Below are 24,769 nucleotides of genomic sequence, written 5' to 3'. Positions count from 1 at the left end.
TCCCGCCGGATTGGTATAGAGTGTGCCTTGGTATTGCACACCATGTCAATATTTTTGTATACAAGATAGGCGAGTTTGCATATCTCGCTCTGCATGAGGGATGAAAATGGCCGGCAACACGTTTCACAAGCTGCGTGACGAAATCGAGAACGGCATCGTCACGGGGGAGTTCGAGCCTGGTGAACGGCTTGACGAGGTGCAGCTTGCGACCCGCTATGGCGTATCGCGCACGCCCATACGCGAGGCGTTGATGCAGCTTGGCGCGATCGGCCTCGTCGAGATCCGCCCGCGGCGCGGCGCGGTGGTGGTCGATCCCGCGCCGGATCGCGTCTTCGAGATGTTCGAGGTCATGGCGGAGATGGAGGGCATGGCAGGCGCGCTGGCCGCGCGCAGGCATACGGAGGACGACCATGTTGCATTGGTCCAGGCCCATGCGCAATGCGAGGAGGCGGCCACCAGCGAGGATACCGATCGCTACTACTACGAGAACGAGACGTTCCACCGGGCGATCTATGCGGCAAGCCATTCCGGCTTTCTGGAGGAGCAATGCGTCGCCCTTCATCGCCGGCTGAGGCCATATCGGCGCCTTCAGTTGCGCGTGCGGAACCGGATGAAGATGTCGCTGAAGGAGCATGGCGAGATCGTTGCCGCGATTCTCGCAGGGGACGCGGAGGCTGCTCGTGCGCTGCTGCGCGGCCATGTCGCCGTGCAGGGAGACCGTTTCAGCGACCTCGTCGCCTCGCTGGGCAAGCGGGAAGGGAAAAGGCTATCGCTCGGATAGGCCGTTATCGTGGTTGCTGGTGGTGAGGGGACGTATTCGCTCGCGAGGATACGGCCGAAGCGCTTGACTTGCCGGAAGCACCACGGCATTGGATTCCCTATCGGCAGCAAGCTTGATGTCATGCGTGATTCGGTCCGGCGACATGGACCGCAGCGCCCGCCGAAACACACCGGAAATCACAAGGCGTTTTGATGGAAACTCGTCTGCGTGGCCGCTTGCGGCCTGAAGGGTCTGTTCGCGTGACGGCGATGGGACTGTTCCTCTTTCTCGGCCTGGCGGGGCCTGGTTTTGCCGCGGGATGCGGCCAGCCCTTGGAACCCGGCCGGATGGATTTCACGGTGAAGACCGGCGGCTTCGAACGGCCGGCACTGGCGCACATCCCGACCGCCTATGACGGCAAGACGAGGCTTGCGGTCGTCTTCGACTTTCACGGCAGCAATTCCGGCCCGGCAGGCCAGTTCCGCCGGAGTGGCTGGAACACCGTCGCCGAGCACGAGGGGTTCGTCGCGATCGCGTTGCAGGGCAGTCTCGACGGTGAGTACGAGGGTACCCATGCCTGGAATGTGCCGGGCGTAACGCATGGCGGAAACCTTGATGACGAGCGCTACATCAAGGATGCGGTCAAGACGGTCAAGGAGACGTTCTGTGTCGACCCGACCCGCATCTACGCCTCCGGCTATTCGGGCGGCGGGCGCATGCTGTCCCAGTACATCTGCAACGGCCATTCGGAATTTGCCGCCGCCGGCTTCGTCATGGGCTTGCGTGCCGGCTATCCCGTCGAGCGTGATGGTGTTTGGCAGCCGGATATCGCAAGCTGCAAGCCCGGCAACCCGATCTCGATCATCGCGTTCTCAGGCATGAAGGATGTCACCAATCCTTTCCTGGGCGGCGGCAAATCCTATTGGCAATATGGCGGCGAGGCGGCGCTGAAGCGCTGGGCGGAACTCGACAAGTGCGAAGGCAAGGGCAACCTCGTCACTGACGCGGCGATGACGGCCTTGTCATTCAAGGCCTGCGCCGGTGGCGCGCGCATTACGTCCTATCTGCTCAAGGATAACACCCATGCCTGGCCGTCGAGCAGCGTGCTGTTCCGAACCTTCGACGCGAACGGCAAGGTGACCTCGGAGCGCGATGCGACGGGCCGCATGTGGGAATTCTTCAAGAACACGCGCTCGCCGGAAGAAACGCCCCTGACGGCAGGGGAGGCGGCGGGACGGGCCGGCTGAGCCGCGAAGCGCCTGAGGCGGTGATGTCGCCATCATCAGACTTCGCAAATTACAAATCCGCTGTCCAAGTCTGAAATCTACAGCCGGACGACACCGACGGTTGGAAAATCACTTCCGGTTTGTTAGAAGGCGCATGGGTGTCTCTCGCATGGTGCGGGAAGGCAGGTTTCTTGCGTTGGTCGGGCCGCCACGCGGAGAGACCGTACCATGAAACGCACCACGCCTGCGCAGAAGCGCCCCCGTGCCCAGATTCTCACCGAACGTGCGCTCGCATCCCTTGAACGCTTCCTGCATATCGAGGCGGTCAGTGGAGCTGTCTTGCTGGTCGCGGCGGCGGTAGCCCTCATCTGGGCGAACTCGCCGCTATCGGAAAGCTATCACCACCTCTGGCACATGTCCCTCTCGGTTGGCGTGGGCGAGCTGGTTTTCGATCGCCCTCTCCATTTCTGGATCAACGACGCGCTGATGACCGTGTTCTTCCTCGTGGTTGGCATGGAGATCCGGCGGGAGATCCACGAGGGCGCGCTGAGCGATCTGCGGCAGGCGTCTCTGCCCATCGGCAGCCATAGGCGGTGTAGTCGTGCCGGCGTTGGTCTATCTGGCCCTGAACGGTTCCGGCCCGCAGGCGCAAGGCTGGGCCATTCCGACGGCCACGGACATCGCCTTCGCCGTCGGCGTTCTGGCGCTGCTCGGCAAATCCATACCGGGCAATGTGCGTGTGTTCCTGCTGACGCTGGCGATCATCGACGACGTCATTGCCGTCCTCATCATTGCCTTCTTCTATTCCGGCGGTTTGGAATATGGCGGCTTTGCCGTAGCCGCCCTCGGCATCGTCATGGTGTTCGCTCTCCAGGGAATGGGCGTTGGGTCGGCTTATGTCTATGTGTTGCCGGGAGCGATCATCTGGTCCGGCCTGCTGATGACCGGCGCACATCCGACGCTGGCAGGGGTCGTACTGGGGTTGATGACGCCGGTTACGTCCGTGCGCCTGCGTGAAAACCCGCTGGATGCCCTGTCGCGCATCGCCACCGAGCTCCTCGGGCTGGAGCAGAATGGAAAAACCGACCATATGAGCGGCCCACTCAAGGAACTGCGCCGCGCCCAGCGCGAACTCCTTCCGCCCGTCGTGCGCGTGCAGGCGGCCCTGCATCCCTGGGTGGCCTACGGGGTGATGCCGCTGTTCGCGCTGGCGAATGCCGGGGTCAGCTTCGCCGGCGTCGATCTCTCGGGCGGTGCCCCGCTATGGGTGATGATCGGCGTCGGCATCGCCCTGATCGCGGGCAAGCCGCTGGGCGTCGCTTCCGTAAGCTGGCTGCTGGTGCGCCTCGGCCTGTGCCGCTTGCCCCCCGGCATGGGTTGGGGCGGCGTCTGGCTCATCGGGTTGCTGGCCGGCATCGGCTTCACCATGTCCATCTTCGTCTCGATGCTGGCCTTCACCGACGAGGATATGCTCGCCGCCGCGAAACTTGGCGTTCTTGCGGGCTCCTTCGTTTCGGCGCTGCTGGGGCTCGGATGGGGCGTCCTCTACGCCCGGGGCATGGCGCCGAAGGATATGGCCGGCAGCGGCAATCCGGCGGGATATCCCTGATCGGCCGTTCACCAGGCGGACACGGCGTCGCCCTTCCATGGGACTTCTTTATATGCGGAAAATCTAATGGATAAGCAGCTAGCGAGAGCGGAGCGCCTGGCAACGATCGCGGCGAACATCGCCTGCGTCATCGTCACGCTTCTTCTCATCTTCCCGCTCGTCGCCCACTTTGTCTGATCGGCCAGCGCGGCCCGGTGTCATGTCCGGGACCAGATCGAATGCTCGATCTTGCCCTTCAGTTCCGGATAGGCTTCGGGATCGAAGCGCGGCTCGCCCGTCTTCTTCTGGTCGAAATAGTCCTTCGTCAGCTTGGCGACGGTGCCGGAAAGCAGCAGGATGGCGATCAGGTTGACCGACGCCATCAGACCCATCGCCGCGTCGGCCATGTTGAACACGACGGCCACTGTCGTATAGGCGCCCCAGATCACCATGAGCAGGACGGCGACCCTGAGACCGCTGATCGCGCCCTTGTTGTCGAGCTTGAGGAAAACCATCGCATTCTCCGAATAGGCGTAGTTGCCGATGATGGAGGTGAAGGCGAAGAAGAAGATGGCGATGGCGATGAAGTAGCGGCCGGCCTCACCGATATGAGCGACCATGGCCTCCTGCGTCAGCGGCGTCCCGGTGAGTTCCGAGCCGGGCGTCATGACGCCGGAAAGCAGGATCATGACGCCTGTCGCCGTGCAGATCAGGATCGTATCGATGAAGACGCCGAGCGCCTGTACGAAACCCTGGCTGGACGGGTGATGCGGGGAGGGGGTGGCGACCGCCGCGATGTTCGGCGCCGACCCCATGCCGGCCTCGTTGGAGAAAAGGCCGCGCTTGACGCCGTTGAGCATGGCTCCGGCGATACCGCCCGCCGCTTGCTCGATGCCGAAGGCGCTCTTGACGATCAGCGCAAGCACAGCGGGCACCTCGGTGATGTTGGCGACGACCACGTAGAGGGCCATGCCGAGATAGGCGACGGCCATGAACGGGACGACATATTCCGCCACCTGGGCGATCTGCCGGATGCCGCCGAAGATCACGATGCCCGTCAGCACCGCGAGCGCAACGCCGACCCAGATCTTGTCGATGCCGAAGGCGCCCTGCATGGCGTCGGCGATGGAGTTCGCCTGGACCGCGTTGAAGACCAGGCCGAAGGCGATGATGAGGCAGACCGAGAAGATCACGCCCGCCCAAGGCGCGTTAAGTCCCCGGGAAATATAGAAGGCCGGACCGCCGCGATATTGGCCATTGTGGTCCGTGATCTTGTAGAGTTGCGCGAGCGTGCTTTCGGAATAGGCGGTCGCCATGCCGACCGCCGCGACGACCCACATCCAGAACAATGCGCCGGGACCGCCAAGGAAGAGGGCGACCGCGACGCCGGCAAGATTGCCTGTGCCGACCCGGGACGCGAGGCTGGTGCACAGCGCCTGGAATGGCGTGATGCCGCTGGCGTCGCTGGCCGGCGCCCGCATCACCGACCGGAACAGTTCGGGGAAATGCCGGAACTGGATGAAGCCCAGCCGCAGCGTGAAATAGATGCCGACGGCGATCAGCCCATAGATGAGGACATAGCCCCAGAAGATCGTGTTCAGGAAGTCGATGACGGCATTCAGAACGGTCACGGCGGCCCTCTTCGATAGGAATGCTCATTGCGTCCGCCGACAACCAAGCGCCGCAGCGCCGTGGTTGTCCCGGTGACCGGATCGTTGCACGGGAGTTGTGAAACCGCAAGTTTGAAGGCGGCGCTTCAGCGCGCCGTGGCCGCCTCTTCCTTGCGCCCCGCGAACCAGTTGGCCAGCAGTGCGCCCGAGATGTTGTGCCAGACGCTGAAGATGGCACTGGGAACGGCGGCGATCGGCGAGAAATACGCGGTCGCCAGCGCCGCGCCGAGACCGGAATTCTGCATGCCGACCTCGATGGCGATCGCCTTGCGCTTGGCAAGCGACAGTCCTGTGGCTTTCGCCGCGAAGAAGCCGAGCAGGTAACCGAGGCCGTTGTGAAGGACGACGACGGCAAAGATCATCAGACCGGACTGGACAATCGACGCCTTCGACGCGCCGACGACGGCAGAAACGATGAGGACGATACCGACGACGCTGACGAGCGGCAGCGCCGGCACCGCCGCCTTGACGACGCCGGGCAGCAGTTTCTGAAGGAGCGCGCCGAGCGCGAGCGGGACAAGAATGACCTTGACGATGCTGAGGAACATGGCCCAGCCGTCGACGGGCAGGTACTGGCTGGCGAACAGCCAGACGAGGAAGGGCGTGATGAGCGGCGCGGCCAGCGTCGTGACCGACGTGCAGGCGACCGACAGCGCGACGTCGCCCTTCGACAGGTACGTCATGACATTCGACGATGTGCCGCCCGGGCAGCAGCCGACGAGGATGACGCCGGCTGCGACCTCGGGCGGCATCGGGATGATCCGCGTCAGCAGGACGGCGAGAAGAGGCATGATGAGGAATTGGCCGAGCACGCCGATGGCGACATCGAAGGGACGCTTCACCACCTCGCGGAAATCGTCCACCGACAACGTCAGGCCCATCCCGAACATGATGATCGCCAGAAGCGTGACGATCCAAGGAGCGAACTGCTTGAAGGTGTCGGGGAAAAAGAAGCCGAGGACCGCGAAGAGGATGACCCAGCCGGCGAAGGTCTTGCCGACGAAGGCCGAAACGGATGCCAGTGCTTTCACTATGCTTGCTCCAACAAAAAATGTCTGCCGCGGGTCTATAGACACCGGCCTTTCTGTCAAGCGGGCAATCGTGGCTTAGACGGAGCCGAATCTCTAAATCCGTTAGTTCGGAAGCTCGTTCGACAGGCGAAAACGATCGCTTACAAAACCGGTTGATCTCTCTTCCCCAGGATGGGAAAGCAGGTATCCGGAACCGGTGAGGAGTGCATGTTCGAACTCAGCCAACTCAGATGCTTTGTTGCCGTCGCGCGCGAGCTCAATTTCCGGCGCGCGGCCGAGCACCTTCATATGACGCAGCCGCCGCTGAGCCGGCAAATCCAGCTGTTGGAAGACGATCTCAATGTCAAATTGTTCGAGCGCACGAGTCGGTCGGTGCGCCTGACGGCTGCTGGCAGGTCGTTCTTCGTCGAGGCGCAGGATTTGCTGAAGCGCGCCGAGGCGGCTTCCCTGACCGCGCGCCAGGCCGAGGCCGGCCAGCATGGCAGCATTTCGTTTGGGTTCATTCCTGTTGCAGCCTTCGACATCATGCCGCGGATCATCAAGGCCATTGGTGCCAAGGCGCCCGGCGTGAATCTTCTGCTGCACGAAATGTTGACGATCGAACAGATCGAGGCACTGACCGCAGGACGGACGGACCTCGGCGTGATTCGCCTGCCGCGCGAGAAAGAGCGTCTGGAGCTGCAATGCATCCAGCGGGAGCGCTTTGTTGTCGCCCTGCATGCAGATCATCCGCTGGAGAAGAGAGCTAAGATCGGGATCGAAGATCTCGATGGGCAGCCTTTCGTGATGTATTCGCCGGCGGACGGCTGGTACACGTACGAGATTCTTGCGCCGCTCTTCACCTATGCACAGGTGCGTCCGAAGTTCGTGCAGTATCTCGGCCAGACCCACACCATTCTCGCCCTCGTGAGCGCCGGTGTCGGCTGTGCGCTTGTGCCGCGCTCTTCCCAGGTCATCCGCCTGCCCAATATCGTCTTCCGGGCGATCGATCTTCCTGAAGAAGCATGCGTCGAAGTGTACCTTGCCTGGCGTCGCGGCAATGACAGCCCCATTGTCGAAATGGCGAGAAACATCATCGCCGAGAATGCGGCGATCGACGTTTAGATCTTGCCGTGGGTTAGCGCTGATCTGATACAAGTTGGGTATCGATCAATCCTCGAATGCGATTGGACGCGTATCGATCAGGGTGAAATGATCCTGCGCAGTCCAGCAGCATTCCAGGGAGAGAGCATGACCAGCCACGTCAAGGAAAGCGATGTCGCCAAGGCATCTTTGACCACCGGCACGATCGACAGGGTCGAAATCACCACGTTTACCGTGGATATCAAGAACTTCGCCCGGAACTACAAATCGAACGTCGTCGGCGGCTCGATGGTCTATACACCTGGCGCCGTCTACACGCGGCCTGTTCTTCTCGTCCGGATCTTCACGTCCGACGGTCTTGTCGGCGAATATGCGAATTTCGCGACGACCGGTACGGTGGACCAGGCTGTTGTCGCCGCCAAGGTCGCGGTGGGCAACCGCTGGCACGAGCGCGAGCTCATCTGGCGTACCGCTCGCCGTGCCGGCCGGCCGTCCAATTCCTACGGCCTCAGCTTCGTCGACAATGCGCTCTGGGATCTTGCCGGCAAGGCCTATAACGCCAGCCTGTCGCAACTCCTCGGCGGTTTCCGCGAGGCGATCCCGGCCTATGCGTCCTGCCACAATGGTGACCGCCTCGACAATCTCCCCGACAAGGAGGCCGTCGCCGACTTCTTCCTCGGCCTGAAGGAGAAGGGCTGGAAGGGCTTCAAGATGCACAGCTGGCACGAGGGCAACAAGTGGGAGGAGGCGGAGAACGTCGCCTATATGCGCGAGAAGCTCGGCGAGCGCACGGAACTGATGCTCGACCCGGCCTGCGTCTTCGATTCCATCAGCGACGCGATCTTCGTCGGCAGGGCCTGCGAGGAGGCGGGCTTCCGCTGGTTCGAGGATCCACTGCGTCCCCTCGGCGTCGGTATCCATCAGCATAGAGCGTTGCGCGAGGCCCTCAACATTCCGATCCTCCAGACGGAGCATGTGACAGGTCCGGAGGCGAAGGCCGACTTTCTGCTGGCCGGCGGCACGGACATCCTGCGCGCTGACGTGCATTACGATCTCGGCGTCACCGGCTGCCTCAAGACGATCCGCTTTGCCGAATCCCTCGGTGTATCGGTCGAAATGCATGGCCCGAGCCCGGTCCACCGTCACCTTGTCGCCGCCATGCAGAGCACGACCATGTATGAATGCGCGAACGTTTCGCCCGCCATGGACGACCCCTCACCGGAGATCTACACCTGCGGCTATAGCGACAATGTCAATTCCATCGGCAAGGACGGTACACTGACAGTGCCGAACCGACCGGGGATCGGCGTCGAATACGATGCCGACTTGATCAAGCGGAATCATCAGGCGACTGAAACAATAGCCGCGGGCTGACCGGGGTGGGCCTCTGCCCCGGCAAACGGGACGGAGGTATCAAACGCATATGTCGCGTGGCGCGGGTCAATATCATGGCCGAGCGGGCGCCGACGGGACGGAGGAGGCGTCCATCATGAACGCAATCAGCAGGCCTTCGAGCCGGATAGTCGAACAGGCTGCGACGTCCCCGCTCGTGGAGGTCAACAACGTTACCCTTCGCTATAAGACACAGGAGATGATGATCACGGCCACCAAGGGCGTGACTTTCAACGTCAATCGTAGCGATCGTTTTATCCTGCTCGGGCCGTCCGGCTGCGGCAAATCCACCTTGCTGAAGGCAGTCGGCGGCTATCTGCAGCCGGACGAGGGCACGATCACCATCAACGGCCGCAAGGTTACCCAGCCCGGCGCCGACCGCATGATGGTCTTCCAGGAGTTCGACCAGCTTCTTCCCTGGAGGACGGTCCTCGGCAATGTGATGTTCCCGTTGCTGAACGCCGCGAAGCTTTCCGCCCGCGAAGCAGAAGAGAAGGCACGTCACTATATCGAAAAGGTCGGTCTCAGCCGCGTCGCCGATGCCTATCCGCACACGCTTTCCGGCGGCATGAAACAGCGCGTTGCGATTGCACGCGGCATGGCGATGGAGCCGGACGTCTTGCTTATGGACGAACCCTTCGCCGCGCTCGACGCCCTGACCCGGCGCACCTGCCAAGACGAGTTGCTGCGGTTGTGGGACGATACGAAGTTCACGGTTCTCTTTGTCACCCACTCGATCGGCGAGGCCATCAAGATCGGTAACCGTATCCTGCTCCTGTCGCCGCATCCGGGCCGCGTGAAGGCGGAGGTCTGCGACGTCGACAAGATCAATGTCTCGGACGGTTCGGCGGCGAAACTCGAAGCCGAAATCCACGAATTGCTGTTTGCCGGGGAGGAACATTGATATGCAGCCGACCATCATCATGCGCCCGGATATCCCTGACGCGACCGGCAAGGTCGACTTGCAGGTGCGCCTTTCCGGCCTGGAACTATTCTGGTCGCACGGCGCCGTGCGCAAGACCTTCATCCTGCTGGTGCTGGCCGCCGTCTGGGAAATCTATGCGCGCGTGCTCGGAAATCCGCTGCTTTTTCCGACCCTGACCGATACGCTCATCTCGCTTTGGTCCTCAGTCCTGAACGGCGTGCTCTTCGAGCGGACCTGGGCCTCCTTGAAGATCCTCGTTCTGGGCTACGGCGTCGGCGTGCTTCTGGCCTCCGCCTTGACGATCCTCGCGATCAACACGCGCCTCGGCACGGACCTCCTGGAGACGCTGACGGCGACGTTCAATCCGCTTCCTGCGATCGCGCTCCTACCGCTCGCCCTTATCTGGTTCGGTCTCGGGATCGGCAGCCTCGTCTTCGTGCTCGTGCATTCCGTCATGTGGGCGGTCGCGCTCAACACGCATTCGGGTTTCCGCAGCGTCTCGCCGACGATCCGCATGGTCGGGTGCAACTATGAGCTCAAGGGACTACGCTACGTCTTCAAGATTCTGGTGCCCGCTGCCTTTCCGACGATCCTGACGGGCTTGAAGATCGGCTGGGCGTTCGCCTGGCGTACCCTGATTGCCGCCGAGCTGGTGTTCGGTGTGTCGTCCGGCCAGGGCGGGCTTGGCTGGTACATTTTCGAGAACCGCAACATTCTCGACATTCCCGCGGTTTTCGCCGGGCTGCTGATGGTCATCGTCATCGGCCTCGTGATCGAAAACCTGATCTTCAAGACCATCGAACGCAGCACCATCCAGAAATGGGGCGTGCAAAACTGACCTGTGGGAAAGAGGCAGGTCCACCAAAGGAGGAAAGACAGTGAAACTCAAGACCGTAGGCGTCATCGCCGGCTTGCTGGCCGCGGTGACCAGCAGCGCTCTGGCCCAGGATGTGCGCTTCGCCAAGCAACTGCAGATGAACAACCTGCCGTCCATGGTGATGGAGGAGCAGAAGCTTTTCGAGAAGCACGCCGCGGAACTCGGCCAGCCCGACCTCAAGGCGCAGTGGATCACCTTCGCGAACGGCGGCGCGACCACGGATGCCCTGATCTCAGGCAATGTTGAGTTCGTCTCGGCGGGCCTGACCAACTTCGGCATCCTGTGGGCGCGCACGAAGGGCAACGTCAAGGGCGTTGCGGGCGTCGCGGGCATCTCGCTGCCGCTCCTGACGCGCAATCCCGATGTGAAATCATTGAAGGATTTCACCGAGAACGACCGTATTGCCGTGCCGACAGTGAAGGTCTCCAACCAGGCGGTAATGCTCTCCATGGCGCTCGAGAAGCTCTACGGCGAGGAAGGGCGCACGAAGCTCGATGCCCAGACGGTGCAGCTTTCCCACTCGGATTCCCTGCAGGCGCTCCTGAACCCGCAACACGAGGTCAATACGCATTTCTCGACACCGCCTTACTCGGTTCTGGAACTGCGCGATCCCAAGGTGCACAAGGTGTTTGACAGCGCCGAGCTGTCCGATACGCCGCTCGTCAGCAACATCATGTTCACGACCACGGCCTTCCACGACGCGAATCCGGTGGCGGTCAAGGCGCTGATCGCGGCGCTGGATGAGGCCAACGACTTCATCAACAAGGACAAGAAGGCCGCGGCCGAGCTTTATCTGCGCGTCAGCGGCGACAAGCTGAGCGTGGAAGAGGTCCTGCAGGTATTGGACGAGAAAGGCTCGGTGTTTTCGGCGACCCCGCAAGGCACGTTGCCGGTGGTCCAGTTCATGCATCGCGCCGGCATCATCCCGATCGGACCCGAAAAGTGGGAAGACCTTTATTTCCCCGAGATCACCGCGCGTCAGGGCAGCTGACGGGCCTTCGATGAAGCTTTTTCCGGGCGGAGCGCAGTCTCCGCCCTTTTTTGTGCGCTCTCGAAATTGATGCAAATTCTGTATTGATCGAGTGGCTTTATGAAATGGACCTTTATCAATCGACCTCCTAGCATCCCCTTCAGTCCAGATTAAATGCAGGAAACAGGGAGGTTTGCATGGGCGTCCAATTCGATCTCGCCAAGGCTCTGACGGGCATATCGGGCATTCTCGTCACGCCGTTCGACGGCGAGGATGAGGTTGCGCCGCAGCGCCTGAAGCCGATCATCGACCGGGCGATCGCGGCCGGCGTGCACATCCTCGTCTCGAACGGCAATACCGGCGAATTCTACGCGCTGACGGCCGACGAGGCCGAAACCATGATTCGGGCGGCCGCAGAGCTGGTCGACGGCCGCATTCCGCTGCTGGCGGGCATCGGCCGCTCGATCAAGGACGCCTGCCGCCTGGCGAAGACCTCGGCCGAAGCGGGCGCCGCCGCGCTGATGATCCACCAGCCGCCGGACCCCTTCGTCGCGCCGCGCGGCATCGTCGACTATGTCCGACGGGTGCACGAGGCGAGCGGCGGCCTGCCGCTCATCCTCTATCTGCGCAACGACCTCATCGGCCTGAGGGCGATCCAGGACATCTGCAATCTCGAAGGTGTCATCGGCGTCAAATGGGCGACGCCAAACCCGATGAAACTGGCCGAGGCGATCCACAACACGCCCTCGCATATCGTCTGGGTCGGCGGGCTTGCAGAAACCTGGGCACCGCCGCTCTACGCGGTCGGCGCGCGCGGCTTCACCTCCGGCCTGATCAACGTCTGGCCGGAGCACTCCGTCGCCATTCACCGGGCGCTCGACGCCGGCCGTTACGACGAGGCCGGGGCGCTGATCCAGCGCATGGGCGCCTTCGAGGAGGTGCGCGCGCAGGAGATGAACGGCACCAATGTCACCGGCGTCAAAACCGCGCTGCAGATGATGGGGCACGACTGCGGCCCGACACGCGCGCCGTCCGCCTGGCCCCTCACGGCCGCGCAAAGCGAGATGCTCTCGTCTCTGCTGACGACGGAAAAGCTGATTGGAACATTCCGCAAGGCGGCCTGACCGCCTGATGCCCGCGCCGGGGAGGGCGCGGGCCTTAATTTCAATCCATGGGAGGAACGCATGCCGAAAGGAAAGACATATCTTGCCGCGGGCATTTCGGGGCTGCTGGCGGTCGCCGGCCTTTTCACGCAGGCGCATGCCGCGAACGACACCGTGACGGTGGTGCTGCCGGAGGAGCCGCCGTCGCTGGAGCCGTGCGAATCCAAGCATTCCAGCGTCGGCCGCGTGCTGGTCCAGAACATCACCGAGCCGCTCACCGTCATCGACCCGCAGACCGGCGAGGTGAAGCCGGAGCTCGCGACCAGTTGGGAGCAGACCGCGCCCGACACATGGCGCTTCCACCTGTGCGAAGGCGTGACGTTCTCCGACGGTGCGCCCTTCGATGCGAAGGCCGTCGCCGCCTCGATCGACCGCCTGCAGCGCGGTGACATGACCTGCAACACCAAGCAGCAGACCCTTGGCGGCGTCGATATCCAGACGACGGTCGTCAGCGACCATGTGGTCGACTTCAAGACCAGCAAGCCGATCCCGATCTTCCCCACGATGATGACCGTGGTGCAGATGAGCTCGCCCAACATGACGCTGGAGGGCGCGAGCCGCAATCCGATCGGCACAGGCCCCTATGTCCTGACGGCCTGGAACGCCGGCACGGACATCACGGTAGAACGGCGGGAAAACTATTGGGGCGAAAATCCGGTCGTGTCCGGGGCGCGCTACGTGTGGCGTTCGGAATCAGCGCTGCGCGCGGCCATGGTCGCGACGAGCGAAGCCGATCTCACGCCCATCATCTCCGTCGCCGATGCCGACAATCCCGAAACGGATCTCGCCTATCCGAACGGCGAGACGACGCGGCTTCGCATCAGCACGACTGTGCCGCCGCTCGACGACAGGCGCGTGCGGCTGGCGCTCAACCTTGCGATCGACCGCGAAGGTCTGAAGGTGCTGTTCGGCGAGGAGGCGAAGCTTGCCGAGCAGCTCGTCGGCCCGAACGTCAACGGGTTCAACCCGGATATCAAGCCCTTCCCCTACGATCCGGAGAAGGCCAGGCAGCTTCTCGCCGAGGCCAAGGCGGACGGCGTGCCGGTCGACAAGGAGATCACCATCATCGGCCGCAACGAAATCTATGTGAATGCCGGCGAGGCGCTCGAGGCCATGCAGGCCATGTGGAGCGAGATCGGCCTCAACACGAAGATCCGCATGTTCGATACGGGCAATTGGCTGCGCTACCAGAACCGGCCCTTCCCGGAGCCGGACATGGCGAACCTCCACCAGGACCAGCACGACAATCTTCTCGGCGACGCCACCTTCACGGCCTTCAACAAGTATCATTCCGAAGGCGTCAATTCGGCGGTCTACGACAAGCGCGTCGACGACCTGATCGCCAAGGCCGAGCCGGCCACCGATGAGACCCGCACGAAAGCCTTCCAGGAGGCCTTCAGGATTCTCCACGACGACATCGTGGCCGACGTCTACATGTACCACATGATCGGCTACACGAGGGTCAATCCGCGCCTTGATTGGCGCCCGTCGCTGGCGACCAACAGCGAGATCGACCTGTCGGAAATCCGCTTCCGGGCCAGCGAATAGCACCTTCATGATGCGGCCCTGCCGGGGCCGCATCCTCACGTACCCTCCAGATCAAGGAAGAGGTCATGAGATTCTTCAAGCGTTCACTCTTCACCCTCCTGTCGATGGCCGGCCTCCTGCTGCTTGTCTTCTTCCTGTCGCGCATGACTGGCGATCCCTCCTACCTGTTCCTGCCGCTCGATGCGTCGCCGGCCGACCGCGAGGCCTTTTCGCGGCTCCACGGCTTTGACGATCCGGTCTACGCCCAGTTCGGGCGCTATGTGGTCGATCTCCTGCATCTCGATTTCGGTAGGTCGCTCAGCCAGCAGCGCTCCGCCATGGACATCGCGCTGGAAGCTTTCCCGCACACGCTGAAGCTCGTATCGATGGCGCTCGCCATCGCCTTTGCCGGGGCGATCCTGTGCGGCTCGCTCGCCGCGCGCAGGCCCGGCGGCGTTTTCGACCGCCTGATCAGCGTGCTCTCCCTGACAGGAGCCAGCACGCCCGATTTCTGGGTGGCGATCATCCTCGTCCTGATTTTCGCCGTCAGCCTCGGCTGGCTGCCGACCTCCGGCGTCGGCGGGCCGGCCTACTGGATCATGCCGCTCTTCGTGCTCGCGCTCCGGCCCTTCGGCCTGCTCGGCCAGGTCGTGCGCGGCTCGATGATCGGCGCGCTCTCCTCGCCCTATATAAAGACTGCTTATGCGAAAGGCGCCAGCCAGGCCAAGATCGTCTTCGTGCATGCGCTGCGCAATTCGATGCTGCCGGTGATCACCGTTGCCGGCGACCTTGCCGCCAATCTCCTGAACGGGGCTGTCATCGTCGAGACCGTGTTCGGCTGGCCGGGCATCGGGCGGCTGATGATCGATGCGATCATGCAGCGCGATTTCGCCGTCATCCAGGCGTCAATCCTCGTCACGGCCTGCGCGATCCTCATCCTGAACATCCTGCTCGACATCGCCTATGTCGTCCTCGATCCTCGCGTGAGGCACGCATGACCTATCTTGCCGAAGGCACCAAGACGATGGACTCCAGCCCGCGCCGTTCGGGACTCGCAACGGTCCTCGCGCTGCTGTGGGCGGACAAGTTCGCGACGCTTGCCGCGCTCTTCCTTCTCCTGCTTACGGTCACCTGCCTCGTCGGGCCGTCGCTGGTGGGGGACGCGGCGGGTGGTATCAACTTTGCCGGCCGCAACACGCCGCCGCAGTTCGGCAAGGGCTTTCTCTACATTCTCGGCGGCGACAATCTCGGCCGCAGCCTGCTCGCCCGCATCATGGTCGGTGCGCAGGCCACGATGGGGGTCGCGGTGGCCGCGGTCGTCACGTCGCTCGCCGTCGGGGCCCTGCTCGGGCTTATCGCCGGCTATCGCGGCGGGCTGGTGAGCGACGTGATCATGCGATTGACCGACATGATCATGAGCTTCCCGTCGCTGCTGACGGCACTGGTCGTTCTCTACGTGCTCGGCCCGAGCGTCGGCAATCTCGTCATCGTGCTCGCAATCACGCGCATTCCCGTCTATCTGCGCACGACGCGCGCCGAGGTCATGGAGGCGCGAAGCCGGGTCTTCGTCACGGCGGCCATCGCCATGGGAGCAAGCCCCGCGCGCGTGCTCTTACGGCATATCGTGCCGATCGTGCTGCCGACGTTGCTGACCATCGCCGCCGTCGACTTCGCCACCGTCATCATCACCGAATCCGGCCTCAGCTTCCTCGGGCTTGGAATCCAGGCTCCTGATTTCACCTGGGGCTCGATGGTTGCGACGGGCCGCAACTATATCGCAAGCGCCTGGTGGCTGTCGTTCTGGCCCGGCCTTGCCATCACGCTCACCGCGCTTTCGCTCAACATCCTGGCGAGCTGGTTGCGCATCGTGACCGATCCGCAGCAGCGCTGGCGGCTGGAAGGAGGACGAAAAGATGACTGAACCGCACACCCCCTTGCTGGCGATCGAAGGCCTCAAGGTGCAGTTCTCCGGCCCGCGCGGCGTGGTGAAGGCCGTCGATGGCATCAGCCTCACGGTCGAGTGCGGCGAGACGCTGGCGATCCTCGGAGAGTCGGGATCCGGCAAGAGCGTCAGCGCCTCGGTCGTGATGAACATCCTCGACATGCCGCCCGGCCGCATCACCGCCGGAAGCGTGCGCTTCGAGGGCAGGGACCTGCTCGCGATGTCCCCGGCGGAGCGGCGCAAGATCAACGGTTCCGAGATCGCCATCATCTTCCAGGATCCGCTTGCCCATCTCAATCCCGTCTACAGCGCCGGCTGGCAGATCGCGGAGGTCTTCCACATTCATGGACGGGCCGGCGATGCCACCGAAGCCAGGGAAAAGGCGATCGCCCTCATGGAGCGCGTCGGTATCCCCAATGCGCGCAGTCGGGCGGACCAATATCCGCACCAGTTCTCGGGCGGCCAGCGCCAGCGCGTGATGATCGCCATGGCGCTGGCGCTCTCGCCGAAGCTTATCATCGCGGACGAGCCGACGACAGCGCTCGACGTCACCGTCCAGCGCCAGATCCTCGACCTCCTGAAGGATCTCCAGCGAGAGATGGGCATGGGCCTCATCCTCATCACCCACGACCTCACCGTCGCCGGTCTCATGGCCGACAGGGTTGCGATCATCAAGGACGGCACGATCGTCGAGAGCGGCGGGATCCGCGACGTCCTCACGGTGCCGAAAGCCGCCTATACGCGCCAGCTTCTCGAAGCGATCCCGCATGTGGAAAAGACGCGGCGGAGCGGCGAGGAGGGCGAGCTGCGCCCGCCGCTTCTCGTCGCCCGCGACCTCACCAAGGAATACCAGCTTTCGAGGGGTCTCGTCGGAGGCTCGGCCGGCACGCTGCGCGCTGTCGACCGCGTCAGTTTCACCCTGCGTGAGAAGCAGACGCTCGGCATCGTCGGCGAATCCGGCTCCGGCAAATCGACCATCGCGCGCCTGCTGATGCGCCTCACCGATCCGAGCTCCGGCTCGGTGCACTACCGCGACAGGAACCTGTTCTCGCTGCGCGGGGCCGAGCTGCGCGCCTTCCGGCGCGACGTGCAGATGGTGTTCCAGGACCCCTACGGCTCGCTCAACCCGAAGATGACGGTCGCCGACATCATCGCCGAGCCCCTGGCCATCCACCGGGATATCCTGCCAAGGGCGCAGTGGCGCGACCGCGTCCGGGAGCTGCTCGGCCTCGTCGGCCTCAAGCCGGAGCATGCGGAGCGCTATCCGCATCAGTTTTCCGGCGGCCAAAGGCAGCGCATCGCCATCGCCCGGGCGCTCGCCTCCGAGCCACGCATCGTCATCTGCGACGAGGCGGTGTCGGCGCTTGACGTCTCCATCCAGGCGCAGATCATCACGCTGCTTGCCGACCTCAGGGACAAGCTCGACCTGTCCTACATCTTCATTACGCACGACCTGCCGGTCGTCCGCAGCTTCGCCGACGAGATCATGGTGATGAAGGCCGGCGCTGTGGTCGAACACGGGCGGACCGACGACCTCTTCCTGCGGCCACGGGACGACTATACCCGCAAGCTGCTCGGCGCAGGCGAGATTCCGGCCTGGATGCAGCGGATCGAGACGGCGGGCCGTCCCGGCGCCCCGCGCGCAGAGACAAGGAATACACCATGAAAATCGTGAACGTGGAAACGGTTCGCGCCGACGTCATACGCCTGCTGACGGCTGCCGGTCTCAGGGCGGATCTTGCCGGGGACATGAGCCACATCATGGTCGAGAGCGACCTCATGGGGCACAGGACCCATGGCCTTGCCATGCTGCCCACTTATCTGGAACGGCTCGAAAAGGACCTCATCCGCAAGGACGGCGACATCACCGTCGTCCGGGAGACCGCCTCGACGCTCAACTGGCAGGCGCATCGCCTGCCGGGAGCGGCCATCGTGTGTAGGGCGCTGCGCTCGCTGTACGACAAGGCGGAACGCGAGCCCGTCGTCACCGCGAGCGTCGCCAATTGCTCGCATATCGGCAGCCTGCAAGCCTATCTGGAGGAGCCGGCGCGACGCGGCTATCTTTGCCTGATGATGGTGACGGATCCCGGCGTCGCTTCCGTCGCGCCCTTCGGCGGGCGCGATCCGGTGCTGACCTCCAACCCGATTGCCGCAGCCATCCCGACGCAGGGCGATCCCATCCTCATCGACCAGTGCACGTCTCTCGTCTCCAACGCCCAGGTCCAGAGCGCGGACAGGAGCAGGCCGCTTCCCGGGCGCTGGGTGGTCGATAACAAGGGCCGCCCGACGGACGACCCGAATGCGCTGACGGCCGACCCGCCGGGTACGATCATGCCGCTCGGCGGCGAGGATTTCGGCTACAAGGGTTTCGGTTTCGGCATCATGGTGGAAGCCTTCGCGTTGGCGCTCTCCGGCCACGGGCGGCTGACGCCGAAGCAACGTGGCGCCCAGGGCGTCTTCCTTCAGCTGATCGATCCGGCCGCCTTCTGCGGCGCGGAGGCATTTCTCGCCGAAACGACCGATTTCGTGCGGCGCTGCAAGACGAGCCGTCCAGCGGAAGGGGCAAAAGGAATCCGGCTCCCCGGCGAGCGCGCCATGTCGGAGAAGCGCCGTCAGCTGCAAGGCGGTCTGGAAATCGCGGACGAGCTGTTCGAGCGCCTTGTCGCATTGGCGAGCGCCCGCGGCATCGACGCCTTTGCGGACGTCCGCTTTTCTGCCTGAACGTCAGCCTTTCAGCGGCCTGAAGATCATTCGAGGACCTTGCATGACGCTCCACCAGAACCTGATTGCCGGCGAATGGGTCGGCACGGACGCGATCCGGAACATCAACCCGTCGAACACGGATGACGTGGTGGGAGAATATGCCCGCGCCTCCGCCGAGGACACCAGGGCGGCGATCGCGGCGGCGAAGGCCGCGTTTCCGGCCTGGTCGCGCTCCGGCATCCTGGAGCGCCATGCGATCCTCAGGAAGACCGCCGACGAGATTTTGGCCCGCAAGGACGAGCTCGGCCGGCTGCTCTCGCGCGAGGAGGGCAAGACGCTGGCCGAAGGCATCGGCGAGACGGTGCGTGCCGGCCAGATCTTCGATTTCTTCGCCGGTGAATGCCTGCGCCTTGCCGGCGAGGTGCTGCCCTCTGTCCGTCCGAACATCGGCGTCGAGATCACCCGCGAGCCGGTCGGCGTCGTCGGCATCATCACGCCCTGGAATTTCCCGATCGCCATCCCGGCCTGGAAGATCGCGCCGGCGCTCGCCTATGGCAACACGGTCGTCTTCAAGCCCGCCGAGCTGGTGCCCGGCTGTTCCTGGGCTATCGTCGACATCCTCGTGCGTGCCGGCCTGCCGAAGGGCGTCCTCAACCTCGTCATGGGCAAGGGCTCCGTCGTCGGCCAGACCATGCTCGACAGTCCCGATGTCAACGCCATCACCTTCACGGGGTCCACCGGCACCGGAAAACGCGTCGCGCTCGCCTCCGTCGAACATAACCGCAAGTACCAGCTCGAAATGGGCGGCAAGAATCCGTTCGTCGTGCTCGATGATGCGGACCTTTCCGTCGCCGTGGAAGCCGCCGTCAACTCGGCCTTCTTCTCCACCGGCCAGCGCTGCACCGCCTCCTCGCGCGTCATCGTGACGGAGGGTATCCACGACAGATTCGTCGCCGCCGTCGGCGAGCGGCTGAAGAGCGTCGTCGTCGATGATGCCCTGAAAGCCGGCACGCATATCGGCCCGGTCGTCGACGAGAGCCAGCTCAAGCAGGACACGGACTATATCGAGATCGGCCGGCAGGAAGGCGCAAGGCTCGCCTTCGGCGGCGAGCGCCTGAAGCGGGACACGCCCGGCTTCTACCTCGCGCCGGCGCTCTTTACCGAGGCGACGAACGACATGCGCATTTCGCGCGAGGAGATCTTCGGCCCGGTCGCCGCGGTCATCCGCGTCAAGGACTATGAGGAAGCGCTCGCCGTCGCCAACGACACGCCTTTCGGCCTGTCCTCCGGCATCGCCACGACGAGCCTCAAGCATGCGACGCATTTCAAGCGCAATGCGGAGGCCGGCATGGTCATGGTCAACCTGCCGACGGCGGGCGTCGATTTCCATGTGCCCTTCGGCGGGCGCAAGGGCTCGTCCCATGGCCCGCGCGAGCAGGGCCGCTATGCCAGCGAATTCTACACAACCGTCAAGACCGCCTACACCCTGGCGTGAGACAAAGGCCGGCCGGCACGGGGGCCAAGTTTTCCCCTGCCTTAAGCCGGGTTGCTGGAAACTGCTGGATGCAGCATTCTCTGCTTCGCCAGCCGGATTTCTCGTTTGTCGGCACTTTCGAACGCATCGTCGTGTTGATGGTTTCCCATCACGAACAGGCTTTGTGTGGTGGAACCTTCGCTTACTATCAAGGCGCGGTCGGAGGAGGAGATCCACCGCCCGGAGGATGTGCAAACAGCCTGCATCTGTCATCAGAGGCCAAGCTCTCGCATGAGACTTGCTGCTTGCTTTCCACGGCGTTGCAAAACAAGGAGGAGCGCATGCTGTATATTCTCAGATATTTTCGCCAGATATGTCGCGCCGGACGAAGCGGCGGGATTGGTGCCGTCCTTTCCCTCCTGCTGCTGGCACTTTTGCCGGCTTCTGCCCTTCAGGCCTCAGCGCAGACGCTGGAGGCCGTCAAGAGCGCCGGCAAGCTCAGGGTCGGCGTGCAGGCCGCGAACATGCCGTGGGGATTTGCGGATGAAAGCGGAGCTCTGGTCGGGTACGATATTGACGTCGCCCGGCTCCTGGCAAACGAGATCGGCGTCGACCTGGAACTCGTCCCCGTAACCGGGCAGAGCCGGATTGCGCAATTGGTCACCGGCAAGGTGGACATCCTCTTCGCTGTGCTGGGGATGTTCCCGGACCGGGCGGAAGTCCTGCAGTTCACGAAGCCCTATGCGGGCCTGTCTTATTGGGTCATCGGTCCGAAAGACAGGGAGATCAAGGATTTTCCCGATCTTTCCGGCCTGAAGATCTCCGCTTCGAAGGCGTCGGCCGAGGAAAAGATCATTACCGAGAAAGCACCGGCCGACGCGTCGATCGTGAGATACGATGACCCGCAGAGCTCCATCCTGGCACTCATGTCGGGCCAAGCGGACGTCATCGTTGGAAACAGCACCTACATAGGCAACTTTACCCGCATGGGACGGACAGAGTTTGAAAACAAGATCAAGCTGGGTTCGCAGTATCAGGGCGGCGGCATCCGCAAGAACGACAAGGAGTTCCTCGATTTCGTGAACGGCTTCCTCGACAAGGCGATGGCGAACGGCGAGCTCGAGAAAATCAGCCAGAAATGGCTGCTCGAACCGCTGCCCGAATTCCCGGAGAGCATCGACGGCATCTCCTGGAAAATCGACTGAGAACGACACGCGACATCGAAGGTGAGGGCATGAATAGCGCTGAAACGACTGCCGTATCGATCCAAGGTCTGAACAAGTACTATGGATACTTTCATGCCCTCAAAGATGTCACCCTTACCGTCAGAAGCGGCGAGCGGATCGTGGTCTGCGGTCCGTCCGGCTCGGGCAAGTCGACGCTCATCCGATGCATCAACTGCTTGGAGGAAATCCAGGGCGGAACCATCACCGTCAACGGCACGCGCCTCGACGGGACCAGCGAGCAGGTGAAGCGCATCCGGTCCGAGGCCGGCATGGTCTTCCAGCAGTTCAACCTTTTCCCCCACATGACCGTCCTGCAGAACTGTACCCTGGCGCCCCGCCGGGTGCGAGGCCTGTCGCGCCAGAGCGCGAATGCGGTCGCGCAGCAATATCTCCAGCGCGTGCGCGTGGCGGACCAGGCAAGCAAATATCCGGCACAGCTTTCCGGCGGCCAGCAGCAGCGGGTGGCAATCGCGCGTGCGCTCTGCATGTCTCCCAAGCTGATCCTGTTCGACGAGCCGACGTCGGCGCTCGATCCGGAAATGGTGAAGGAGGTTCTCGATACGATGACGGAGCTGGCCAGCGAAGGCATGACCATGATCTGCGTGACCCACGAGATGGGCTTCGCCCGCAAGGTCGCCGACCGGGTGATCTTCATGGACGGCGGGCGGATCGTCGAGGAGAAGCCTCCGGCCGCGTTTTTCGACAATCCTGAACATGACAGGACGAAGGCCTTTCTTGCACAGATCCTTTCGTGAGCGAGCAAGCGGATGCAATACGATTTCGATTTCTCGGTTGTCCTCGACCAGGCCGACAGGCTCCTGCTGGGATGTCTTTGGACCCTTGGTCTTTCGTTCCTTGCGATGTGCGTCGGCATCGTCGCCGCCATATTGATCCTCCTGCTCAGGATGTCGAAGGTCGGCGTCCTCGCGTTCCTTGCAGGCGCCTATGTCCAGTTGTTCCGCAACACGCCGTTTCTCGTGCAGATCTACTTCATCTATTTCGGCTTCCCCGCGATGGGCGTGCGCTTCGATTCCAACACCGCGGCGCTGATCGCGCTATCGGCGAACTTCGCCGCCTATTCGTCCGAGATCATTCGAGGCGGCATCACATCGATACCGCGGGGCCAGACCGAGGCCGGTCTGGCTCTGGGTCTCGGGAACCTGGAAACGTTCTTCTACATCGTCCTCAAGCCGGCCGTGCGAAAGGTCTACCCGGCGCTGGTGAGCCAGTTCGTCCTCCTGATGCTGATGACGAGCGTCGCTTCTTCCGTCGGCGCGACCGAGCTGACCTATTTCGGCCAGGAGATCGAGTATTCGACCTATAGAAGCTTCGAGGTCTATTTCACGCTTTCCGCGATATATCTCTCGATGGCATTGCTGTTGTCCTTCGCTCTCTCGCGCGTCGACAAGTTCATTTTCAGATATCCCGTCTAAGGAGAAGGCTGTGGTTCGAGACCTGGTTCTGAACGACCTGTGGCTCATTCTGGAAGGCGCCAAGTGGACGGTGTATATATCGGTCGTTGCCTTCGTCTGCGGAGGGTTGATCGGGGTTGTCGTCGCCGCCTGCCGCGCCTCGAGCATTCCGGCCGTCGCGCGTGCCGCACAGGCCTATATCGAGGTGTTCAGGGGAACGCCTCTCCTGATGCAGCTCTTCATCGCGTTCTACGGGCTTCCAATCATCGGAATGAACCCCAGCCCCTGGACGTCGATCGTCATCGCCTTCACCTTCCATGCCAGCGCCTTTCTCGGCGAGATATGGCGGGGCGCCATCCAGTCCGTTCCGCGCGGCCAGTCGGAGGCCGCGCTCGCCCTGGGTTTGGGCTATGTCGACCGGATGTGGTACGTCATCTTTCCGCAGGCGATCCGGATCTCGCTGCCGGGCACCGTCGGCTTTCTGGTGACGTTCATCAAGGGCACGTCGCTGTGCACCATCGTCGGCTTCACGGAACTCAGCCGCGCAGGCGTCATCGTCTCCAACGCGACCATGCAGCCGCTTCTGGTCTTCGGCGGCGTGGCGGCACTCTATTTCGCGATCTGTTGGCCGTTGTCCATTGCAAGCGCCAGCCTGGAGAAACGGTATCTCGCAGCCGGGTGACCGGCGCCGCAGGCATTCTAGCCGGAAAGGGCCGAACCGACGTTTTCAGGGCTGAAGACCGTGAAGGGGACGATCGTGCTTGCGGGGATCGATCCGATATATCCGAGCTCGCCGAGGATCGTGTCGATCGCTACGCGAAGCTGGAGCTCGGGATTCTGGTCGATCGCCAGCGTCATGATTCCGCGCGCCAGGAGATCGCGCGACTGATCGGTCAATTCATGGCCGATGAAGAGCGTCTTGCCGACGCAGTTGGATTTCGCCAGTTCGCTGCCGAGTTCGCCCGAGCCGCCCCCGGTGCTGTAGACGATGAGCGGCGGGCCTTTCTCGATCAGATAGCGTCCGAACGTGTGCAATATATGCGCCCGTTCGATGGGACCCTCGATCAGGGCCGATACGGCAAGGCGCGGCGCGTGCTGCGCCAGTGCGGTTTCGAAGCCGCGTAGCCGTTGCTGGTGCACGCGATATTCAGGCCCTCTGTAGAGGACGACGACGGATCCAGGTTCGCTGGTCATCCGCGCGGCGAAGTACCCCGCGGTGCGCCCGGCCGCATGGTTGTCGATGCCCGTATGCGCGAGGCGGCCGGAGTCGGGCATGTCGTTCACGAAGGTCACGACGGGACGGCCGCTGTCGGAGGCGCGCCTGACAGCTTCGACCGTCTTGGGCATTTCTGACGCGTAGAGGACAAAGGCGTCCGCCGTGGAGTTCTGGAACTGGGCAGCGACATCCGTCGGGCTGTCCGGATCGGCGAAGATGCGATGCAGCGTCACTTCGCGATCCAGCGTGGATGCGATCTGAAGCACTGCCTCGTTGACGCGGCGGAAGAATTGCGTGACCGGCGGCGGGAAGATAACTGCGATGCGCAGGCTTCGCCGGTAGGGATTGGGCAGCCGGCGGGCAAGGTGAAGCTGCTGGGCCGCGAGAATGACTTTCCGGGCGGTTTCGGGCTTCACGCCTCCCCGTTCGTTCAGCACGCGATCGACCGTTGCGATCCCGACGCCGGCAAGCCGAGCGACGTCGTCCAGTCTGCTCGGCTTGGTCTTTCGCGTTGGCTCGCGCATGCGCATGCTGACCTGGTTCAAGACTAGTCTCAGGCGAAGCCTATGACAGGGTGCACCTTC

The 24,769-nt window shown here is 63.1% G+C and carries 21 protein-coding genes and 1 pseudogene; 19 read left to right on the top strand and 3 right to left on the bottom strand.

What is annotated here, in order from left to right; genetic code table 11:
• The first annotated feature begins 106 nt into the window (after positions 1 to 106).
• The 3 genes and pseudogenes from AABF56_RS13775 to nhaA all read left to right on the top strand — a co-directional run bounded on the left by AABF56_RS13775 (position 107) and on the right by nhaA (position 3,595).
• On the top strand, positions 107 to 781 hold the full coding sequence (locus AABF56_RS13775) for a GntR family transcriptional regulator (RefSeq protein ID WP_245083374.1): 675 nt from the start codon (positions 107 to 109) through the stop codon (positions 779 to 781).
• A gap of 239 nt (positions 782 to 1,020) precedes the next feature.
• The gene (locus tag AABF56_RS13770; protein WP_272806344.1) at positions 1,021 to 2,007 is read left to right on the top strand and encodes an alpha/beta hydrolase family esterase; all 987 of its coding nucleotides are present in this window, start codon (positions 1,021 to 1,023) and stop codon (positions 2,005 to 2,007) included.
• A 175-nt stretch (positions 2,008 to 2,182) separates the two neighbouring features.
• Positions 2,183 to 3,595 (top strand): annotated as a pseudogene (gene nhaA, locus AABF56_RS13765) (Na+/H+ antiporter NhaA).
• 197 nt (positions 3,596 to 3,792) lie between these two features.
• On the opposite strand, the gene AABF56_RS13760 reads toward nhaA, so the two are convergent.
• Together AABF56_RS13760 and AABF56_RS13755 are read right to left on the bottom strand one after the other, a co-directional pair.
• The gene (locus AABF56_RS13760; protein ID WP_272807509.1) at positions 3,793 to 5,196 is read right to left on the bottom strand and encodes an alanine/glycine:cation symporter family protein; all 1,404 of its coding nucleotides are present in this window, start codon (positions 5,194 to 5,196) and stop codon (positions 3,793 to 3,795) included.
• 134 nt (positions 5,197 to 5,330) lie between these two features.
• Entirely contained in the window at positions 5,331 to 6,275 is a 945-nt protein-coding gene (locus AABF56_RS13755; protein ID WP_272806343.1) for a bile acid:sodium symporter family protein, read from the bottom strand.
• 207 nt (positions 6,276 to 6,482) lie between these two features.
• Between AABF56_RS13755 and AABF56_RS13750 the strand changes: the two genes are divergently transcribed.
• From AABF56_RS13750 to AABF56_RS13675, 16 genes are all read left to right on the top strand, one after another.
• Positions 6,483 to 7,379, top strand: coding sequence for a LysR family transcriptional regulator (locus AABF56_RS13750; protein ID WP_272806342.1), 897 nt, complete (start codon positions 6,483 to 6,485; stop codon positions 7,377 to 7,379).
• 126 nt (positions 7,380 to 7,505) lie between these two features.
• On the top strand, positions 7,506 to 8,732 hold the full coding sequence (locus tag AABF56_RS13745) for an enolase C-terminal domain-like protein (protein ID WP_272806341.1): 1,227 nt from the start codon (positions 7,506 to 7,508) through the stop codon (positions 8,730 to 8,732).
• 115 nt (positions 8,733 to 8,847) lie between these two features.
• Positions 8,848 to 9,654, top strand: a complete 807-nt coding sequence (locus AABF56_RS13740) for an ABC transporter ATP-binding protein (RefSeq protein ID WP_272807508.1) — start codon at positions 8,848 to 8,850, stop codon at positions 9,652 to 9,654.
• 19 nt (positions 9,655 to 9,673) lie between these two features.
• Positions 9,674 to 10,513: an ABC transporter permease gene (locus AABF56_RS13735; RefSeq protein ID WP_443021161.1), complete on the top strand. Its 840-nt coding sequence runs from the start codon at positions 9,674 to 9,676 to the stop codon at positions 10,511 to 10,513.
• A gap of 40 nt (positions 10,514 to 10,553) precedes the next feature.
• Positions 10,554 to 11,543 (top strand): ABC transporter substrate-binding protein, encoded by a 990-nt coding sequence (locus AABF56_RS13730; protein WP_272806339.1) that lies wholly within the window; start codon positions 10,554 to 10,556, stop codon positions 11,541 to 11,543.
• A 176-nt stretch (positions 11,544 to 11,719) separates the two neighbouring features.
• Entirely contained in the window at positions 11,720 to 12,646 is a 927-nt protein-coding gene (locus AABF56_RS13725; RefSeq protein WP_272806338.1) for a dihydrodipicolinate synthase family protein, read from the top strand.
• A 60-nt stretch (positions 12,647 to 12,706) separates the two neighbouring features.
• Positions 12,707 to 14,233 carry an ABC transporter substrate-binding protein gene (locus tag AABF56_RS13720; protein WP_272806337.1) on the top strand — a complete coding sequence of 509 codons (1,527 nt, stop codon included), beginning with the start codon at positions 12,707 to 12,709 and terminating at the stop codon, positions 14,231 to 14,233.
• Between the two features lie 65 nt (positions 14,234 to 14,298).
• Complete coding sequence (locus tag AABF56_RS13715) at positions 14,299 to 15,210, top strand: ABC transporter permease (protein ID WP_272806336.1); 912 nt, start codon at positions 14,299 to 14,301, stop codon at positions 15,208 to 15,210.
• Between the two features lie 26 nt (positions 15,211 to 15,236).
• Entirely contained in the window at positions 15,237 to 16,133 is an 897-nt protein-coding gene (locus tag AABF56_RS13710) for an ABC transporter permease (protein WP_272807507.1), read from the top strand.
• On the top strand, positions 16,126 to 17,820 hold the full coding sequence (locus AABF56_RS13705; RefSeq protein ID WP_272806335.1) for an ABC transporter ATP-binding protein: 1,695 nt from the start codon (positions 16,126 to 16,128) through the stop codon (positions 17,818 to 17,820). The genes AABF56_RS13710 and AABF56_RS13705 overlap by 8 nt, the downstream gene beginning before the upstream one ends.
• A complete protein-coding gene (locus tag AABF56_RS13700) occupies positions 17,817 to 18,875 on the top strand; it encodes an Ldh family oxidoreductase (protein WP_272806334.1) in 1,059 nt (352 codons plus the stop codon). Before AABF56_RS13705 ends, AABF56_RS13700 begins: the two co-directional genes overlap by 4 nt.
• 43 nt (positions 18,876 to 18,918) lie before the next feature.
• Positions 18,919 to 20,352 carry an aldehyde dehydrogenase family protein gene (locus AABF56_RS13695; RefSeq protein ID WP_272806333.1) on the top strand — a complete coding sequence of 478 codons (1,434 nt, stop codon included), beginning with the start codon at positions 18,919 to 18,921 and terminating at the stop codon, positions 20,350 to 20,352.
• A gap of 68 nt (positions 20,353 to 20,420) precedes the next feature.
• Positions 20,421 to 21,536, top strand: a complete 1,116-nt coding sequence (locus AABF56_RS13690) for a transporter substrate-binding domain-containing protein (RefSeq protein ID WP_272806332.1) — start codon at positions 20,421 to 20,423, stop codon at positions 21,534 to 21,536.
• A 29-nt stretch (positions 21,537 to 21,565) separates the two neighbouring features.
• Entirely contained in the window at positions 21,566 to 22,312 is a 747-nt protein-coding gene (locus AABF56_RS13685; RefSeq protein WP_272806331.1) for an amino acid ABC transporter ATP-binding protein, read from the top strand.
• Between the two features lie 12 nt (positions 22,313 to 22,324).
• Positions 22,325 to 22,990 (top strand): amino acid ABC transporter permease, encoded by a 666-nt coding sequence (locus AABF56_RS13680; RefSeq protein ID WP_272806330.1) that lies wholly within the window; start codon positions 22,325 to 22,327, stop codon positions 22,988 to 22,990.
• 10 nt (positions 22,991 to 23,000) lie between these two features.
• Positions 23,001 to 23,651: an amino acid ABC transporter permease gene (locus tag AABF56_RS13675; RefSeq protein WP_272806329.1), complete on the top strand. Its 651-nt coding sequence runs from the start codon at positions 23,001 to 23,003 to the stop codon at positions 23,649 to 23,651.
• A gap of 17 nt (positions 23,652 to 23,668) precedes the next feature.
• Here AABF56_RS13675 and AABF56_RS13670 read toward each other — a convergent pair whose 3' ends face one another.
• Positions 23,669 to 24,730 carry a LacI family DNA-binding transcriptional regulator gene (locus tag AABF56_RS13670; protein WP_272806328.1) on the bottom strand — a complete coding sequence of 354 codons (1,062 nt, stop codon included), beginning with the start codon at positions 24,728 to 24,730 and terminating at the stop codon, positions 23,669 to 23,671.
• Positions 24,731 to 24,769: the final 39 nt, after the last annotated feature.

This window comes from Shinella sp. WSC3-e (assembly GCF_945994535.1).
Lineage (GTDB): Bacteria > Pseudomonadota > Alphaproteobacteria > Rhizobiales > Rhizobiaceae > Shinella > Shinella yambaruensis.
The sequence above is the reverse complement of the archived record's forward strand: the minus strand, read 5'-3'. Positions and strand labels throughout refer to the sequence as shown.

Bases quoted from the DNA above. Each gene is read 5' to 3' on its own strand.
- AABF56_RS13775 (WP_245083374.1), top strand. From the start codon at position 107: ATGGCCGGCAACACGTTTCACAAGCTGCGTGACGAAATCGAGAACGGC.
- AABF56_RS13750 (WP_272806342.1), top strand. From the start codon at position 6,483: ATGTTCGAACTCAGCCAACTCAGATGCTTTGTTGCCGTCGCGCGCGAG.
- AABF56_RS13745 (WP_272806341.1), top strand. From the start codon at position 7,506: ATGACCAGCCACGTCAAGGAAAGCGATGTCGCCAAGGCATCTTTGACC.
- AABF56_RS13740 (WP_272807508.1), top strand. From the start codon at position 8,848: ATGAACGCAATCAGCAGGCCTTCGAGCCGGATAGTCGAACAGGCTGCG.
- AABF56_RS13735 (WP_443021161.1), top strand. From the start codon at position 9,674: ATGCGCCCGGATATCCCTGACGCGACCGGCAAGGTCGACTTGCAGGTG.
- AABF56_RS13725 (WP_272806338.1), top strand. From the start codon at position 11,720: ATGGGCGTCCAATTCGATCTCGCCAAGGCTCTGACGGGCATATCGGGC.
- AABF56_RS13720 (WP_272806337.1), top strand. From the start codon at position 12,707: ATGCCGAAAGGAAAGACATATCTTGCCGCGGGCATTTCGGGGCTGCTG.
- AABF56_RS13715 (WP_272806336.1), top strand. From the start codon at position 14,299: ATGAGATTCTTCAAGCGTTCACTCTTCACCCTCCTGTCGATGGCCGGC.
- AABF56_RS13710 (WP_272807507.1), top strand. From the start codon at position 15,237: ATGGACTCCAGCCCGCGCCGTTCGGGACTCGCAACGGTCCTCGCGCTG.
- AABF56_RS13705 (WP_272806335.1), top strand. From the start codon at position 16,126: ATGACTGAACCGCACACCCCCTTGCTGGCGATCGAAGGCCTCAAGGTG.
- AABF56_RS13700 (WP_272806334.1), top strand. From the start codon at position 17,817: ATGAAAATCGTGAACGTGGAAACGGTTCGCGCCGACGTCATACGCCTG.
- AABF56_RS13695 (WP_272806333.1), top strand. From the start codon at position 18,919: ATGACGCTCCACCAGAACCTGATTGCCGGCGAATGGGTCGGCACGGAC.
- AABF56_RS13690 (WP_272806332.1), top strand. From the start codon at position 20,421: ATGCAGCATTCTCTGCTTCGCCAGCCGGATTTCTCGTTTGTCGGCACT.
- AABF56_RS13685 (WP_272806331.1), top strand. From the start codon at position 21,566: ATGAATAGCGCTGAAACGACTGCCGTATCGATCCAAGGTCTGAACAAG.
- AABF56_RS13680 (WP_272806330.1), top strand. From the start codon at position 22,325: ATGCAATACGATTTCGATTTCTCGGTTGTCCTCGACCAGGCCGACAGG.